Below are 15,571 nucleotides of genomic sequence, written 5' to 3' on the forward strand. Positions count from 1 at the left end.
GATAAACGGCCGGCAGGATATGCCAAAAACAAAAACGCCGGTGGCACCAGACAGTGCCCTACCGGCGTTTCAGTACGAGGTTCTGCGGAAATTAATCGAGCGGTACACCCAGGCGGTGAGCCACTTCTTCATAAGCTTCCACAACACCGCCCAGGCTCTGACGGAAACGGTCTTTATCCATTTTAGCCATGGTCGATTTATCCCACAGGCGTGCGCCGTCCGGAGAAAATTCATCCCCCAGCACGACTTCACCGCGGAACAGACCAAATTCCAGTTTGAAGTCCACCAGTATCAGCCCGGCGTCATCAAACAACTGGCTCAGTACCGTGTTTGCCTGCAGCGTCAGTTCACGCATCCGCGCCAGATGCTGCTGGCTGACCCAGCCAAAGGTTTCGCAATAAGATTCATTGATCATCGGGTCATGATGAGCATCGTCTTTCAGGAAAAGATCAAACAGCGGCGGATTCAGGGGGATACCCTCTTCCACACCCAGTCTTTTCACCAGAGAACCGGCAGCACGGTTACGTACCACACACTCTACCGGCACCATATCGAGTTTTTTCACCAGGGCTTCGGTGTCAGAAAGCAATCTTTCCATCTGAGTCGGAATGCCGGCCTGTTGCAGCTTTTGCATAATAAAATAGTTAAACTTGTTGTTAACCATTCCTTTGCGGTCAAACTGCTCGATTCTTGCCCCGTCTCCTGCTGATGTATCATTGCGGAATTCCAGTATCAGTAAGTCAGGATTCTCAGTACTGAACACTGTTTTAGCTTTGCCGCGATACAACTCAGCTTGCTTTTGCATCTTATTAACTCCAAACATGAAAGAACTTACGCACGGTTGCTGATTTTATCGGAATCTTCACGCCACGCAATCGTTTACCTTGCGGAATACTACTATGCCAAAACAAAAATAAAAAGGCCGGAGAAGCTCCGGCCTTCCGGACTTATTTGTTTAACGCGGCCTGTAACACCGGAACCAGCGCATCATTCTGCGACTGGGTCAGCACATGCCCTTTCGGGTCGATGAACTGCAGGCTACTCCGGTTATCCAAATCGCCTAACTGCAATTTGTAATCCCCGTTCACCAGGCCCGGGTCTTTCGCCCCCAGAGCATCCCAGGTACTGCTACCCGGTGCGCTGTAACTCACTTTCAGGCTACCTTCAGAACGGTCTTTATCGGACACTTTCATACCCACACGTAACAATGCTGCAGGTAAGCGTTCCCAGGCCGTATTGAACGGCGCACGAATAATCAGATCCGGCAACCCGGTATCATCCGCACCGCTTTGCACATCAATGCTGCCGGTCACATTACCGGCGGCATTGGCACGCGCCGTCGCGACAGCATTCAGTCCGGTCGTCAGTGTATTCAGCAGTTGGGTGTTATAACGCTGAATTTCTTCGGCACTAGTGACAGTCCCGCCCTTTTGCTGCAGATCCAGCGAACGAACGGTGATCACCGTCTGGTAGCTTTGCTTCTGTACCGCTATCTGGTAGCGGCCACGGTACTGATGGTCTTCATCCGGACGATTCCAGTTGATCCATTCCGTGGTTAATTGCTGAGTCGCGTCATCACGTTGTGCAATGCCGTATTTCTGTGCCTGCAGAATACCCACGACCTGGTCCCAGATATCCGATTGCGGATTTTCAATGATAAGCAATGCGCTGTTACCGGAAAGCTGTGTCCGGCTGCCATTCAGCAGTGCCAGCGGTTGGGCTGGCGGACGAATATCCAGCTGCTTGCCGGTAGCCCCTTTCATGGTGCCCGCCGGTACCTGATACTGGCTATTCTGCAGCGGTAAAATCATACCTGAAGGGGTATTGAGATCCTGCAGTCCTGCCGCTTTCAGGTAATCCTGGTTGCCATTGATTTCCCGTTTGTAATGCTGATCATGAGAACAGGCGGTCAGTAATAACACCACTGACAAACCGGCAACTTTGGCGACTGCCGAACTCTTAACTGAATAAGCCATCGAAACTCCCTAAATTATCGCAGACCGGCTTCACGCATTGCCCCGGCGATGACAGGTTCTGCTTTTGCAGTTAACGGCGTCATCGGCAAGCGTAAAGTGTCTTTCGCGATCAATCCCAGCTGCCTGGCTGCCCACTTAACGGGGATAGGATTGGGTTCACAAAATAACGTGTGATGTAAAGCCATCAGACGTTGATTCAGGTGCCGGGCTTCAGCAAAATTTCCTTGCTGAGCAAGCGTACATACTTCTGCCATTTCACGGGCAGCAATATTCGCTGTGACAGAAATGACACCCGAGCCACCCAGTTGCATAAAGTCTAATGCACTGGCGTCATCGCCGCTCAGCAGAATAAACTTCTCATCAACCAGCTCTTGGATCTGACTCACACGTGATAAGTTCCCTGTCGCCTCTTTAATTCCGATAATATTTTTAATTTCGGCTAAGCGGGCAACGGTATCGGGTAACATGTCGCACCCGGTACGGGACGGCACATTATACAGCATTTGTGGTAAATCGGTGCTTTCGGCGATCGCTTTGAAATGCTGGTACATCCCTTCCTGCGTCGGACGGTTGTAATAAGGGACGACGGTCAGGCACCCCACCACTCCGCTGTTTTCAAAATGACGGGTCAGTGCAATACCTTCGGCAGTCGCGTTGGTGCCGGTGCCGGCAATGACAGGAATACGTCCGTCTGCCAGTTCGACCGTGGCTTTTACGACGTCCACATGCTCTTCATGGCTGAGTGTCGCCGACTCTCCCGTCGTACCGACGGACACGATGGCAGACGTTCCGCTATCAACATGATAATCAATGAGTTTTTTCAGACTTTCCCGACAAAGATGGCCGTTATCGTCCATCGGCGTGATTAGCGCAACAATACTTCCGGTAAACATTAGCGATCCCCTCAACCAACAATTAGTTCATGGTACGGTTTACCTCAGGTGAAAAGCAAGCAAGCCAGACGCTTCATGTGCTTGTCAGCAGTTTTTTTTATGTTTACCTTAGGGTTATTAGTAAAAGAACAGGAAAGCCTACTTTGTCGCCATCACAACAACACCATTTGGTCATTACCGCGTTGGGTGCTGACCGGCCGGGGATAGTGAACACCATCACCCGCCATGTCAGCCGCTGCGGTTGCAATATCGATGACAGCCGACTGGCTCTGTTAGGGGACGAGTTCACCTTTATTATGCTGTTGTCCGGGTGCTGGGACGCTATCGGCCGGATCGAGTCCACGCTGCCGATGAAAGGGGCAGAACTCGAACTGCTGATCGTGATGAAAAGGACAGAAGTTGAGGCTCATCCGCCAAGGCCGGAAACCGTTCGGATTGAAGTCGAAGTGGCCGACTCGCCCAGTATCATCGAACGCTTTACCGACCTGATGGATAAACACCGGATGAATATTGCCGAACTGGTCTCGCGTACTCACCCGGTCAGCGCAGGGCAGTCCCCGACCCTGTATATTCAGATGACCGCACACAGCACCGGTCAGAATGAACGTCATATTTTTGAACAGGCGTTTCATCAGCTCTGTACAGAACTGCACGCGCAGGGCAGTATACGGCTGTTTAGCATACTCGACAGTGACGCGTCAGAAACATTTCCCGGCCGGTGAAGGCACCTGCCCGGAAGTTACCCTTCTCAGGGAAAAATTGCGCATTTTACGCACTTGTGCCACAGCCAGTTTTTTCCGAAGGTAAGGTTAGCAGATATCTTAATACCCACGGGCGGATAGAGCCCAGAGATAAGTTCGGAGAGTTGTGATGAATCCACTGAAAGCCGGTGATAAAGCACCTTTGTTCAGCTTGCCTGATCAGGATGGGGAACAGGTTAATTTGACCGACTTCCAGGGTGAGCGGGTACTTATATACTTTTACCCTAAAGCGATGACCCCGGGATGTACGGTACAGGCCTGTGGCTTACGGGATAATATGGCAGCCCTGAATAGCGCCGGAGTACAGGTGCTGGGGATCAGCACCGATAAACCGGAGAAGCTGTCCCGTTTTGCAGAGAAAGAGTTACTGAACTTCACCCTGTTGTCCGACGAAGACCACCAGGTCTGTGAGCAGTTCGGAATTTGGGGTGAGAAGAAATTTATGGGTAAAACCTATGACGGTATTCATCGGACCAGTTTTCTGATTGCGGCTGACGGTACGGTGGAAAAAGTCTTTGATGATTTTAAAACCTCCAATCATCACGACATTATCCTGAGTTACCTGCAGTCCTGATCCCCCGGTGTGATACCGCTGTCGGGGTTATCCGCCGGTATCACACCCTCTCAGGACGGCGCTCACGCCTCTGCCGTCACTCTGTTATACTTCAGCGTATAACGACCCCCTCTGACACCGTTCGCCATCCACGCAGATTCAGATATGAGCCGTTGCGAAACCGGCGAACCTGCCTCAGTATCAGGGTCATTGTTCCACTGCTGACGAACAGGGACGGAGAATGACGTTCTCGTTAAAAAACACGCTGGCAACGCTGATATTACTGACGTCTGCCGGAGGGGGGATCACGGCTGTCTCTGCCGCCGATGTGGCGGATACCCTGCCGGATATCGGGACTACCGCCGGCTCCACACTGTCGATTAGTGAAGAGCTGCAGATGGGTGACTTTTACGTGCGTGAATTACGCCAAAGTGCACCGCTGATCAATGACCCGCTGCTGGACAGTTACATCAACACCCTGGGCCAGCGCCTGGTGGCCCATGCTTATTCGGTCAAAACCCCCTTTCACTTTTACCTGATTCAGAATGATGAGCTGAATGCGTTTGCCTTCTTCGGCGGTAATGTGGTGCTGCATTCTGCCCTGTTTCGCTATACCGATAACGAAAGCGAACTGGCCTCGGTTATGGCCCATGAGATTTCGCACGTAACCCAGCGTCACCTCGCCCGGGCAATGGAAGAACAGAAACGTAGTGCGCCTCTCACCTGGGTCGGCGCCCTGGGCTCCATTCTGCTGGCCATGGCCAATCCGCAGGTCGGGATGGCGGCACTGACCGGTACCCTGGCCGGTACACAGCAGGGGATCATCAGCTTTACTCAGCAAAACGAAAAAGAAGCCGATCGTATCGGTATTCAGGTACTGGATCGTGCCGGCTTTGACCCGCAGGCGATGCCGGATTTTATGCAAAAACTGGCCGATTTATCCCGGTATGATTCAAAACCCCCGGAGATCCTGCTGACTCACCCGCTGCCGGACAGCCGGCTGGCCGATGCACGGAATCGTGCCAATCAGATGCCCGCCGTCGTGGTGCATTCGTCTCAGGATTTCTTCTTCGCCAGGGTGCGAATTATGGGAATGTATGGCACGACGGAGGGGCAACCTAACGGGCTGCTGGACGATATTCTCGACCAGTATGCGAAAGGTAATCAGCGTCAGCAACTGGCCGCCCGGTACGGTAAAGCGGTATTATTCCTGCAGGCCAAGAAATTCCGTGATGCCGAAAATATCATTCAACCGCTGTTACAACAGCATCCGGATAATCTGTGGTTTCTGGATATCATGAGCGACATCGACATCGGTCTGAAACAGCCAGCGGCGGCGGTGAAGTTACTGACGTCGGTGAGCAGCCCGTTGCAGAAAAACCCAGTGATTCAGCTGAATCTGGCGAATGCCCGTCTGGAAGCCGGCCAGCCCGGCGAGGCCCGCACCCTGCTGAATCGCTATACCTGGAGTTATCCGGATGACCCTAACGGCTGGGATCTCCTCACGCAGGCAAATGCTGCATTGGGCGACAGTGACGAGGTGTTATTTGCTCAGGCTCAGGGGCTGGCACTGAACGGACAACTGGAACAGGCGATCCGTGCTCTGACCAGTGCCAGTGCACAGGTCCCCGTTGGCAGCCTGAAACAGGCGCGTTATGATGCCCGTATCGATCAGTTGCGTCAGTTACAGCAACGTTTCCGCCAGTATCAGAAAGGTTAATGTCCTATGACTATCCAGATTTATCACAATCCCCGCTGTTCCAAAAGCAGAGAAACCCTCAGCCTGCTGAGGCAACACGGGATCGATCCGGAAATTATTCTTTACCTTGAATCCCCGCCATCCCCGGCGACGCTGAAACAGCTGCTGGTGGCCGCGGGATTCAGTGATCCTCGCCAGCTGATGCGGCGTAATGAGGAAATCTATAAAACACTGGAGCTGGCCGATAACACATTGACGGAGGATGAATTACTGGCGGCGATGGCCAGCCATCCGAAACTGATAGAACGGCCGTTAGTGGTAAACGGTGACCGGGCCCGGCTGGGCCGGCCTCCTGAGCAGGTTATTGAAATCCTCGATTGCTAAAGACTGAGGGTTTCTTTCACGAAAGGGATCGTCAGTTTACGCTGGGCGGTGATCGAGGCATGATCCAGCCTGTCCAGCGTTTCAAACAAGGTACGCATCTCTCTGTCGAGCCGCTTAAGCAGAAAACGACCGACATCTTCCGGCAACTCGAACCCTCTCAACCCTGCCCGTAACTGCATGGCCTGTAATTTTTCATCGTCGGACAGAGGCTGCAAACGGTAGATCTGCCCCCAGTCAAGACGGGATGCCAGGTCAGCGAGTTTCAGGTTCAGCTGTCTTGGCGGTCGATCGCCGGTGATCAGTAAGCGGGTTTTACCGGTTTCCAGGATCCGGTTATAGAGATCGAAGATAGCCATCTCCCAGTCTTCATCCCCGGCAATACATTCGATATTATCGATGCACACCAGCGCCAGATGTTCCATCCCTTCCAGAACTTCCGGAACAAACCAGGTCCGTTTATCAAGCGGCACATAGCCTACCGCTTCATCCCGTGAGGATATCTCGGCACAGGCGGCATGCAGTAAATGGCTCCTTCCCCCGCCCTCACGTGACCAGAAATAGAGATAGCCGCCATGTTGCTGTGTTAACGCTCCTTTGAGCGCAGCGAGTAGCGACGAATTGGCCCCGGGCCAGAAACTGGCAAAGGTTTCATCGTCAGGCAGGTAAAGTGGCAATGACAATTGCGCCGGCGTGTTCAGGTGCACCTCAGCATAAATGGCAAAAAACGCGCTCAGTCTATCACAACTTTCCCGCGGAGATGAATCGGACAACCCGCCAGGCTGTCCGATGAGGGATCCGCGGATCATCCCCTGCCGGCAGCGTCATCCTTTTCCGGGCGCAGCACACCGATCAGATGGAAAATCACACTCAGGATCACCCCGACAATCGTTGCCAGCGCCATCCCTTTCAGTTCAACGGCACCCACCTGAATTTTCGCACCGCTGACCCCGATGATCAGGATGATAGCGGTCAGCATCAGATTTTTTGCGTTGCTGTAATCCACTTTAGCATCGATCAGTACACGGATACCGGAGGCCGCAATAACGCCGTACAGTAGCAGCGACACACCGCCCATCACCGGGACCGGAATCGCCTGAATCAATGCCGCGAGTTTACCGACACAGGACAGGCAGATAGCAATAATCGCAGCCCCGCCAATCACCCAGGTACTGTAGACCCGGGTAATCGCCATCACACCGATATTCTCGCCGTAAGTGGTATTGGGTGTGGAACCGAAAAAGCCGGAGATGATCGTTGACAGGCCGTTGGCGAACATGGAACGGTGCAGGCCCGGATCCTTTATCAGATCACGTTTTACAATATTTGCCGTCACCACCAGATGACCGACATGTTCGGCAATCACCACCAGTGCCGCCGGCAGAACCGTCAGCATTGCCGCCCATTCGAAGCGCGGCCTGTAGAATGTCGGTAATGCCAGCCAGGGGGCTTGTTCGACCACCGACCAGTTGACCATCCCCAGGCAGGAAGCCAGCACATAACCGGCGACGACGCCAATCAGGATCGGGATTATCGCCAGGAAGCCCCGGAACAGAATGGATCCGAACACCGTGACACCGAGGGTGACCAGTGAGACCAGTACCGTTTTATTATCCATCAGCGCACCGTTCGCCGGTAATAACCCGGCCATCCCGGCCGCAACACTGGCCAGCTCTAAACCGATGATGGCGATAATGGCCCCCATGGCTGCCGGAGGAAACATCACATTCAGCCAGCCGGTGCCGGCTTTTTTGACAATGAATGCCACCAGACAAAACAGGACCCCGCACAGAATAAAGCCGCCCAACGCCAGGTCATATCCCTGAGGTAACAACAGTAATACGGGGGAAATAAACGCAAAACTGGACCCGAGATACGCCGGAATTTTGCCTTTACAGATAAACAGATACAGTAAAGTGCCCAGGCCATTGAAAAGCAGAATGGTCGCCGGATTAACGTGAAACAGTATCGGTACCAGAACCGTCGCCCCGAACATTGCAAACAGATGCTGCAGGCTTAACGGGATAGTTTGCAGCAAAGGTGGTCTTTCATTCACTTCTATCGTACGCCGTGTCATTCCTTCATCCCCTTCATTTTTATTTTTACCGGACATAAAAAAACCGACATCACGTCGGTCAGAACAAACAGAATAGTGCCGGTCTCTTCCGGCGAAAAAAAAGTGCGGTCACTGCGGGCCAGAAAAGCCGCGGTCATCAGGCCCTGCCTGCATCCGCGGCTTCCGGCGGAGGAAAACAGTCTCCTGCCCCTGCCCCTGCCCCGCATTCCGGGCTTACTTAGTCCCGAAAATTTTATCGCCCGCATCACCGAGCCCCGGAATAATGTATCCGTGCTCATTCAATCCCTGATCGACCGACGCGGTATACAGCTCGACATCCGGATGCGCTTTTTCCAGTGCTGCTATCCCTTCCGGGGCCGCGACCAGCACCAGAACTTTGATGGATTCACAGCCAGACTGTTTCAGCAGGTCAATGGTGGCAATCATCGATCCCCCGGTTGCCAGCATCGGATCGACCACCAGCGCCATACGTTCTTCTATATTGGAGACCAGCTTCTGGAAGTAAGGCACCGGCTCCAGGGTTTTTTCATCGCGATAAACCCCGACCACACTGATCCTGGCGCTCGGAACATGTTCCAGCACACCGTCCATCATGCCCAGCCCTGCCCGCAGGATCGGAACCACGGTAATTTTTTTACCCTTGATCTGATCAATTTCTACCGGACCATTCCAGCCTTCAATCGTCACGGTTTCTGTTTCCAGATCAGCCGTCGCTTCATACGTCAGCAAGCTTGCGACTTCAGAGGCTAATTCACGAAAGCGCTTAGTACTGACATCGTGTTCACGCATCAGGCCTAGTTTATGTCTGACCAGGGGGTGTCTGACTTCCACGATCTTCATTATTCTTCTCCCGGAAAGTGTTGAGCTAAAAAAAATCGTCGGATTATAGCGCTTTTTACGGATGGCCGATACTGACTTAACGCAAATCTGAGGCGCAGACTTTCCGGAAAAACAGAATCAGACACCGGGGGTATGCTCAGTGAAGAGAGGTGAACAACAGACTCGCAAACGTTTGCCTGCACTGCTAGAATACCCACGCTCTATTTAAACCACCAACCGCAATTCGCGTGGGGAATCTGCAGTGACCGACAAAACCACTCTCAGTTATAAAGATGCCGGTGTTGATATTGATGCCGGTAATGCTCTGGTTGACCGTATTAAAGGGGTTGTGAAAAAAACCCGCCGCCCGGAAGTGATGGGAGGCCTCGGAGGCTTTGGTGCACTTTGTGCCTTACCACAAAAATACCGCGAACCGGTGCTGGTTTCAGGTACCGACGGTGTGGGAACAAAATTGCGCCTGGCGATGGACCTGAAACGCCATGATCACATTGGTGTTGACCTGGTGGCCATGTGTGTCAACGATCTGGTGGTACAGGGTGCTGAGCCCTTATTTTTCCTGGATTACTACGCGACCGGCAAACTGGATGTCGATACCGCTGCCGCCGTGATCACCGGGATCGCCGAAGGTTGTTCGCAGTCCGGATGTGCACTCGTCGGCGGTGAAACGGCTGAAATGCCAGGCATGTACCACGGTGAAGACTACGATGTCGCGGGTTTCTGTGTCGGGGTGGTGGAAAAATCAGAAATCATTGATGGCAGTAAAGTCAGTGAAGGGGATGTGTTACTGGCCCTGGGCTCAAGCGGCCCGCACTCAAACGGATATTCTCTGGTCCGTAAAATTCTGGAAGTGAGCCAGACCGACCCGACCGTGAAACAACTGGAAGGCAAATCTCTGGCCGATCACCTGCTGGAACCGACCCGTATTTACGTCAAAAATATCCTTAGCCTGATTGAGCAGGTGGATGTGCATGCGATAGCCCACCTGACCGGTGGCGGCTTCTGGGAAAATATCCCGCGTGTCCTGCCGGAAAACACCTGTGCGGTCATCGATGAGTCCAGCTGGCAGTGGCCGGCCGTATTTAACTGGTTACAGCAGGCAGGGAATGTCAGCCGCCATGAAATGTATCGCACCTTTAACTGTGGTGTCGGTATGGTCATTGCGCTGAGCCCGGAGAACGCCGATAAGGCGCTGCAATTATTGCAGGATGCCGGAGAAAAAGCGTGGAAGATCGGGGTAATTTCAGCCGCGGAACCTTCTGCAGAGCAGGTCATTATCAAGTGATGAAAAAGCTGGTTATCCTGATTTCAGGCACCGGCAGTAACCTGCAGGCGATTCTGCATGCCTGCAGGTCAGGTCAACTGGCGGCTGAAATTACCGCAGTCGTCAGTAACAAAGCCAGCGCAGGGGGCCTTGACTATGCCCGTGAGGCCGGTATCCCTGCCCTGTCACTCGACCCGGCCGCGTTTTCTGATCGTCAGCAATTTGACCGTCAGCTGATGGCGGCAATTGACAACTTTCATCCGGATCTGGTCGTCCTGGCCGGATATATGCGTATTTTAAGTCCGGAATTCGTTGCCCGTTATACCGGACGGATGCTTAATATCCATCCTTCTCTCCTGCCGGCGTATCCCGGGTTACATACTCATCGCCAGGTGCTGGAAAACGGGGACCGTGAACATGGGTCTTCCGTGCATTTCGTCACCGAGGAACTGGATGGCGGACCGGTTATCCTGCAATCGAGGATCCCGGTTTTCCCTGGTGAAACAGAGCAACAGTTACAGGCCAGAGTCAAAGCCGAAGAACACTCGCTTTATCCGCAGGCTATCCGCTGGTTCCTTGAGGGGCGGCTGGCGCTGCGTAATCATCAGGCCTGGCTGGATAATATCCCTCTCCCGCCCGGCGGCTACTCTCCGGAACACGCTGTTCGTTAATCTCTCTGCGCTGCCTTCCGGCAGCGTTATTCTTTTCATCTGCCGGCAAACCGCTGACCGCCCCGAAGGAAACTGACCAGTATTGGACATTTCTGCCATATTCTCGCCATAATGTTACGAGACACTGGGACCGGAGTTCTGTCAGAGTGATACGGAGTGGTAATGGGTCAGGAAAAACTGTACATAGAGAAAGAACTAAGCTGGTTATCTTTTAACGAGAGGGTGCTGCAGGAAGCGGCGGATAAACTGAATCCGTTAATTGAACGTATGCGCTTTCTGGGGATTTATTCCAGCAATCTGGATGAATTTTATAAAGTCCGCTTTGCTGATCTGAAACGCCGTATTCTGATTGGTGAGGAACAAGGTTCCGTCACCGTGCCGCGTCATTTGCTGAAAAAAATACAGCAACGGGTTGTCAAAGCCGATCAGGAATTTGACCATCTGTATAATGAATTACTGCTGGAAATGGCCCGCAACCAGATTTTCCTGATCAATGAACGGCAGCTTTCACCGAATCAGCAAATCTGGCTACGGAATTATTTCCGCCAGCATCTGCGCCCGCATGTCACCCCTATCCTGATCAACAGCGATACCGATCTCACTCAGTTTCTGAAAGATGACTATACCTATCTGGCGGTGGAACTGATCCGTGGCAGCCGTAAACGCTATGCACTGCTGGAGATCCCGTCAGATAAAGTGCCGCGCTTCATCAATCTGCCGGCCGAACCGCCGCGCAGACGAAAACCCATGATCCTGCTGGATAATATTCTTCGTTACTGCCTGAACGAAATCTTTAAAGGCTTCTTTGACTACGACGAACTGAATGCCTATTCCATGAAGATGACGCGTGATGCGGAGTATGATCTGGTGACCGAAATGGAATCCAGCCTGCTTGAGCTGATGTCATCCAGCCTGAAACAGCGTCTGACGGCCGAGCCGGTACGTTTTGTCTATCAGCGTGATATGCCGGCTGAAATGGTGGAGCTGCTGTGTGAAAAACTCTCTGTCTCGAACCAGGACTCTATTCTGGCGGGCGGTCGTTATCACAATTTCAAAGATTTTATCCAGTTCCCGAATGTCGGCCAGCGCAATCTGGAAAACAAGCCATTGCCGCCGATTCGTCATCAGGGGTTTAACGGGTTCCGTAATGGTTTTGATGCGGTGCGCGCACGGGACATTCTGTTGTATTACCCCTATCACACGTTTGAGCACGTGCTGGAGTTCCTGCGTCAGGCCTCTTTTGACCCGGCCGTACTCTCAATCAAAATTAATATTTATCGTGTCGCCAAAAATTCACGGATCATGGAGGCCATGATCCATGCGGCGCACAACGGTAAAAAAGTGACGGTTGTGGTCGAACTACAGGCGCGTTTTGATGAAGCCGCCAATATTCATTGGGCAAAACGCCTGACAGAGGCCGGGGTGCATGTCATTTTTTCTGCGCCGGGCTTAAAAATTCACGCCAAACTGTTCCTGATTTCCCGCCGTGAGGGCGAAGAAGTTGTCCGTTATGCGCATATCGGTACCGGTAACTTTAACGAAAAGACAGCACGCCTATATACGGATTACTCGCTGTTAACCTCAGATGCCCGGATCACGAATGAAGTCAGGCGGGTATTCAACTTTATAGAAAACCCTTACCGCCCGGTCTCTTTCGATTACCTGATGGTATCGCCGCAAAACTCACGGCGTATGCTGTATAAACTGGTCGACCAGGAAATCGCCAACGCACAGGCAGGTAAGCCGGCAGGCATCACCCTGAAGATCAATAACCTGGTGGACAAAGGTCTGGTAGACCGCCTGTACGCCGCCTCCGGGGCCGGGGTTAAAGTGAATTTGCTGGTGCGCGGAATGTGTTCGCTGATCCCGGATTTACCCGGTATCAGTACCAATATCCGGGTGATCAGTATCGTGGATCGCTATCTTGAGCATGATCGGGTGTATATTTTTGAGAACGACGGCGATAAAAAAGTCTATCTCTCGTCGGCTGACTGGATGACGCGTAATATCGATTACCGTATCGAGGTGGCCGTTATTATTCTTGACCCGCAAATTAAACAACGCATTCTTGATATTATCGGTATTCTGTTCAGTGATACCGTGAAGGCAAGGATCATCGATAAAGAGCTGAGTAATCAATATGTGCCCAGAGGTAACCGCCGTAAAGTCCGCGGACAACTGGCCATTTACGACTACATCAAAAATCTGGAACAACCTGAATAATATTTATGCCAAAAACAGATAAAAAAATCGCAAAGCCTCAGGAATTCGCGGCGATTGACCTCGGCTCTAACAGCTTTCATATGGTGATCGCCCGGGTGGTCGATGGTGCCTTACAGGTGCTCAGTCGTCTGAAACAACGGGTCCATCTGGCCGATGCTATCGATAGCGATAATCGCCTGAGTGAAGAAGGAATTGACCGCGGCCTGTCCTGCCTGGCTTTATTTGCCGAGCGGCTGCAGGGGTTCGACCCTGCCAATGTTTCCATTGTCGGGACACATACCCTGCGGGTGGTCACCAATGCGGAAGAGTTTTTACGGCGCGCCGCAGAAGTGATCCCCTACCCGATTGAAATCATTGCCGGTAACGAAGAAGCCCGGTTGATTTTCATGGGGGTTGAACACACCCAACCGGAAAAAGGCCGCAAACTGGTGATCGATATCGGTGGCGGTTCTACGGAGCTGGTCATCGGCGAGGACTTCGAACCGCAACTGGTGGAAAGCCGTCGTATGGGGTGCGTCAGTTTCTCTAATATCTACTTCCCGGGAGGCGTCATCTCTGCCGATAATTTCCGGCGGGCCCGTCTGGCTGCGGTACAGAAGCTGGAAACCCTGTCATGGCAATTCCGGCTGCATGGCTGGAAATATGCCCTGGGGGCGTCCGGTACCATCAAAGCGGCTTGTGAAGTGCTCACCGCGCTGGGAGAAAAAGAGAAAACGCTCACTCCGGAAGGGCTGGACCGTCTTTACGATGAAGTGATCCGGTTTAAGTCTTTTGATGCCCTGAGTCTGCCCGGACTTTCTGAAGAGCGAAAAGCCGTCTTTGTTCCCGGGCTTGCCATTCTGCGTGGGGTCTTTGATTCTCTCGGCATTCGGGAACTGTTGTTTTCTGACGGTGCGCTGCGTGAAGGTGTGCTCTATGAAATGGAAGGCCGGTTCCGCCATCAGGATATCCGTACCCGAACGGCACAGAGCCTGGCGAATCATTACGCCATTGATAATGAACAAGCCGCCCGTGTGCTGGCCACCGTACAACATTTACATCTTCAGTGGGCGGAGCAAAACCCTAAGCTTGCTAACCCGCAGCTGACCGCGTTACTGCAGTGGGCCGCTATGCTGCATGAAGTCGGGTTATCCATTAACCACAGCGGTATGCAGCGCCATTCATCTTATATTCTGCAAAACTCCAATATGCCGGGCTTCAGCCAGTCCCAGCAGTTATTACTGGCAACGCTGGTCCGTTATCACCGCAAAGGGATTAAGCCGGATGAGTTTCCCCGCTTTCTCTCCTTCAAGAAAAAGCAGTATTTACCGCTTATTTTCATCCTGCGGCTGGCGGCCCTGCTCAGTAACCAGAGACAGGCGACAACCCGTCCTGAATCGCTGGATTTGACAACCGATGATGGTCACTGGACGCTGACCTTTCCGAAAGGCTTTTTCGACCAGAATACCCTGGTTCAGCTGGACCTGGAGCGGGAACAGAGCTACTGGAAAGAGGTTACCGGCTGGCAACTGAAGCTGGCTGAAGAAGAATAAACGAAGGAATCCCCATGGACGAAAAATCTGCCAGTGCCGGTCGTTTCGCTGACGATTATTTTGCAGAGAAGTACCAGCTTACTCTGCCACACTCTGAACTCTGTGCCGCACTCCCGCATCTTTCTGCGGGACGTGCCCTGGATATCGGCTGTGGCCGCGGCCGGAACATGCTTTATCTGAACAGCCACGGGTTTGATGTGACCGGCTGGGACAATAATCCCGCCAGTCTGGCGCATCTGCAGCAGATTATTGACCAGGAACAACTGATCGGGATTGACTGCCACCCGGTGGATTTAAATCAGCATCGCTTTAATGGCAGCTATCAGCTGGTCATGTCGACGGTAGTCATGATGTTTCTGCAACCGCAGACTATCCCCCGCCTGATTGCCGATATGCAGGCAGCCACGGCAAAAGAGGGATTTAATCTGATTGTCTCGGCCATGGATACGGCGGATACGCCCTGCCCGCTGGACTTCCCGTTTACGTTCAAATCCGGTGAACTCAGCCACTACTACCGTAACTGGCATATCCTGAAATACAACGAACATCACGGCGAACTGCATAAACGGGATGCCACAGGTCAGCGAATCCGCATGCGGTTTGCCACCCTGCTGGCACAGAAAACGTCTATCAAGTAACCCCGGCCTGCCACCTGTCCGCCGCAAACGGCTGACAGGTGCGCCGTTGACTTCCCTCGTTCCCCG

16 protein-coding genes are annotated in these 15,571 nt (G+C 52.8%); 9 read left to right on the forward strand and 7 right to left on the reverse strand.

Annotated elements, in window-relative coordinates; genetic code table 11:
* Positions 1-91: 91 nt before the first annotated feature.
* From purC to dapA, 3 genes are all read right to left on the reverse strand, one after another.
* The gene (gene purC / locus ABD035_RS11125; RefSeq protein ID WP_212713304.1) at positions 92-805 is read right to left on the reverse strand and encodes a phosphoribosylaminoimidazolesuccinocarboxamide synthase; all 714 of its coding nucleotides are present in this window, start codon (positions 803-805) and stop codon (positions 92-94) included.
* A gap of 142 nt (positions 806-947) precedes the next feature.
* Complete coding sequence (gene bamC / locus ABD035_RS11130) at positions 948-1,976, reverse strand: outer membrane protein assembly factor BamC (protein WP_212713303.1); 1,029 nt, start codon at positions 1,974-1,976, stop codon at positions 948-950.
* 14 nt (positions 1,977-1,990) lie between these two features.
* Positions 1,991-2,869: a 4-hydroxy-tetrahydrodipicolinate synthase gene (gene dapA, locus ABD035_RS11135; RefSeq protein WP_343870184.1), complete on the reverse strand. Its 879-nt coding sequence runs from the start codon at positions 2,867-2,869 to the stop codon at positions 1,991-1,993.
* Between the two features lie 143 nt (positions 2,870-3,012).
* On the opposite strand from dapA, the gene ABD035_RS11140 reads away from it, so the two are divergent.
* From ABD035_RS11140 to arsC, 4 genes are all read left to right on the forward strand, one after another.
* Positions 3,013-3,591 (forward strand): glycine cleavage system transcriptional repressor, encoded by a 579-nt coding sequence (locus ABD035_RS11140; protein ID WP_212713301.1) that lies wholly within the window; start codon positions 3,013-3,015, stop codon positions 3,589-3,591.
* A 148-nt stretch (positions 3,592-3,739) separates the two neighbouring features.
* Positions 3,740-4,204, forward strand: coding sequence for a thioredoxin-dependent thiol peroxidase (gene bcp / locus ABD035_RS11145; RefSeq protein WP_343870186.1), 465 nt, complete (start codon positions 3,740-3,742; stop codon positions 4,202-4,204).
* 220 nt (positions 4,205-4,424) lie between these two features.
* Positions 4,425-5,903 (forward strand): beta-barrel assembly-enhancing protease, encoded by a 1,479-nt coding sequence (bepA, locus tag ABD035_RS11150; RefSeq protein ID WP_343870188.1) that lies wholly within the window; start codon positions 4,425-4,427, stop codon positions 5,901-5,903.
* 6 nt (positions 5,904-5,909) lie between these two features.
* On the forward strand, positions 5,910-6,266 hold the full coding sequence (arsC, locus tag ABD035_RS11155; RefSeq protein WP_343870191.1) for an arsenate reductase (glutaredoxin): 357 nt from the start codon (positions 5,910-5,912) through the stop codon (positions 6,264-6,266).
* Here the strand turns inward: arsC and hda are convergent.
* The 4 genes from hda to upp all read right to left on the reverse strand — a co-directional run bounded on the left by hda (position 6,263) and on the right by upp (position 9,180).
* Complete coding sequence (gene hda / locus ABD035_RS11160) at positions 6,263-6,964, reverse strand: DnaA inactivator Hda (protein WP_212713451.1); 702 nt, start codon at positions 6,962-6,964, stop codon at positions 6,263-6,265. The genes arsC and hda overlap by 4 nt on opposite strands.
* A gap of 104 nt (positions 6,965-7,068) precedes the next feature.
* Positions 7,069-8,340 (reverse strand): uracil permease, encoded by a 1,272-nt coding sequence (gene uraA / locus ABD035_RS11165; protein ID WP_212713450.1) that lies wholly within the window; start codon positions 8,338-8,340, stop codon positions 7,069-7,071.
* Positions 8,337-8,477, reverse strand: coding sequence for a hypothetical protein (locus ABD035_RS11170; RefSeq protein ID WP_343870195.1), 141 nt, complete (start codon positions 8,475-8,477; stop codon positions 8,337-8,339). The genes uraA and ABD035_RS11170 overlap by 4 nt, the downstream gene beginning before the upstream one ends.
* A 76-nt stretch (positions 8,478-8,553) precedes the next feature.
* The gene (gene upp, locus ABD035_RS11175) at positions 8,554-9,180 is read right to left on the reverse strand and encodes a uracil phosphoribosyltransferase (protein ID WP_212713298.1); all 627 of its coding nucleotides are present in this window, start codon (positions 9,178-9,180) and stop codon (positions 8,554-8,556) included.
* A gap of 241 nt (positions 9,181-9,421) precedes the next feature.
* Between upp and purM the strand changes: the two genes are divergently transcribed.
* The 5 genes from purM (at position 9,422) to tehB (ending at position 15,505) form a co-directional block, all read left to right on the forward strand.
* The gene (purM, locus tag ABD035_RS11180; RefSeq protein ID WP_343870197.1) at positions 9,422-10,462 is read left to right on the forward strand and encodes a phosphoribosylformylglycinamidine cyclo-ligase; all 1,041 of its coding nucleotides are present in this window, start codon (positions 9,422-9,424) and stop codon (positions 10,460-10,462) included.
* The gene (purN, locus tag ABD035_RS11185; protein ID WP_343870199.1) at positions 10,462-11,112 is read left to right on the forward strand and encodes a phosphoribosylglycinamide formyltransferase; all 651 of its coding nucleotides are present in this window, start codon (positions 10,462-10,464) and stop codon (positions 11,110-11,112) included. Before purM ends, purN begins: the two co-directional genes overlap by 1 nt.
* A gap of 162 nt (positions 11,113-11,274) precedes the next feature.
* A complete protein-coding gene (gene ppk1 / locus ABD035_RS11190; protein ID WP_212713295.1) occupies positions 11,275-13,335 on the forward strand; it encodes a polyphosphate kinase 1 in 2,061 nt (686 codons plus the stop codon).
* A gap of 5 nt (positions 13,336-13,340) precedes the next feature.
* A complete protein-coding gene (gene ppx / locus ABD035_RS11195; RefSeq protein ID WP_343870201.1) occupies positions 13,341-14,867 on the forward strand; it encodes an exopolyphosphatase in 1,527 nt (508 codons plus the stop codon).
* Between the two features lie 14 nt (positions 14,868-14,881).
* The gene (gene tehB, locus ABD035_RS11200; RefSeq protein ID WP_343870203.1) at positions 14,882-15,505 is read left to right on the forward strand and encodes a tellurite resistance methyltransferase TehB; all 624 of its coding nucleotides are present in this window, start codon (positions 14,882-14,884) and stop codon (positions 15,503-15,505) included.
* The last annotated feature ends 66 nt before the right edge of the window (positions 15,506-15,571 follow it).

Source organism: Tatumella terrea, assembly GCF_039523755.1.
Taxonomy (GTDB): Bacteria; Pseudomonadota; Gammaproteobacteria; order Enterobacterales; family Enterobacteriaceae; genus Tatumella; species Tatumella terrea.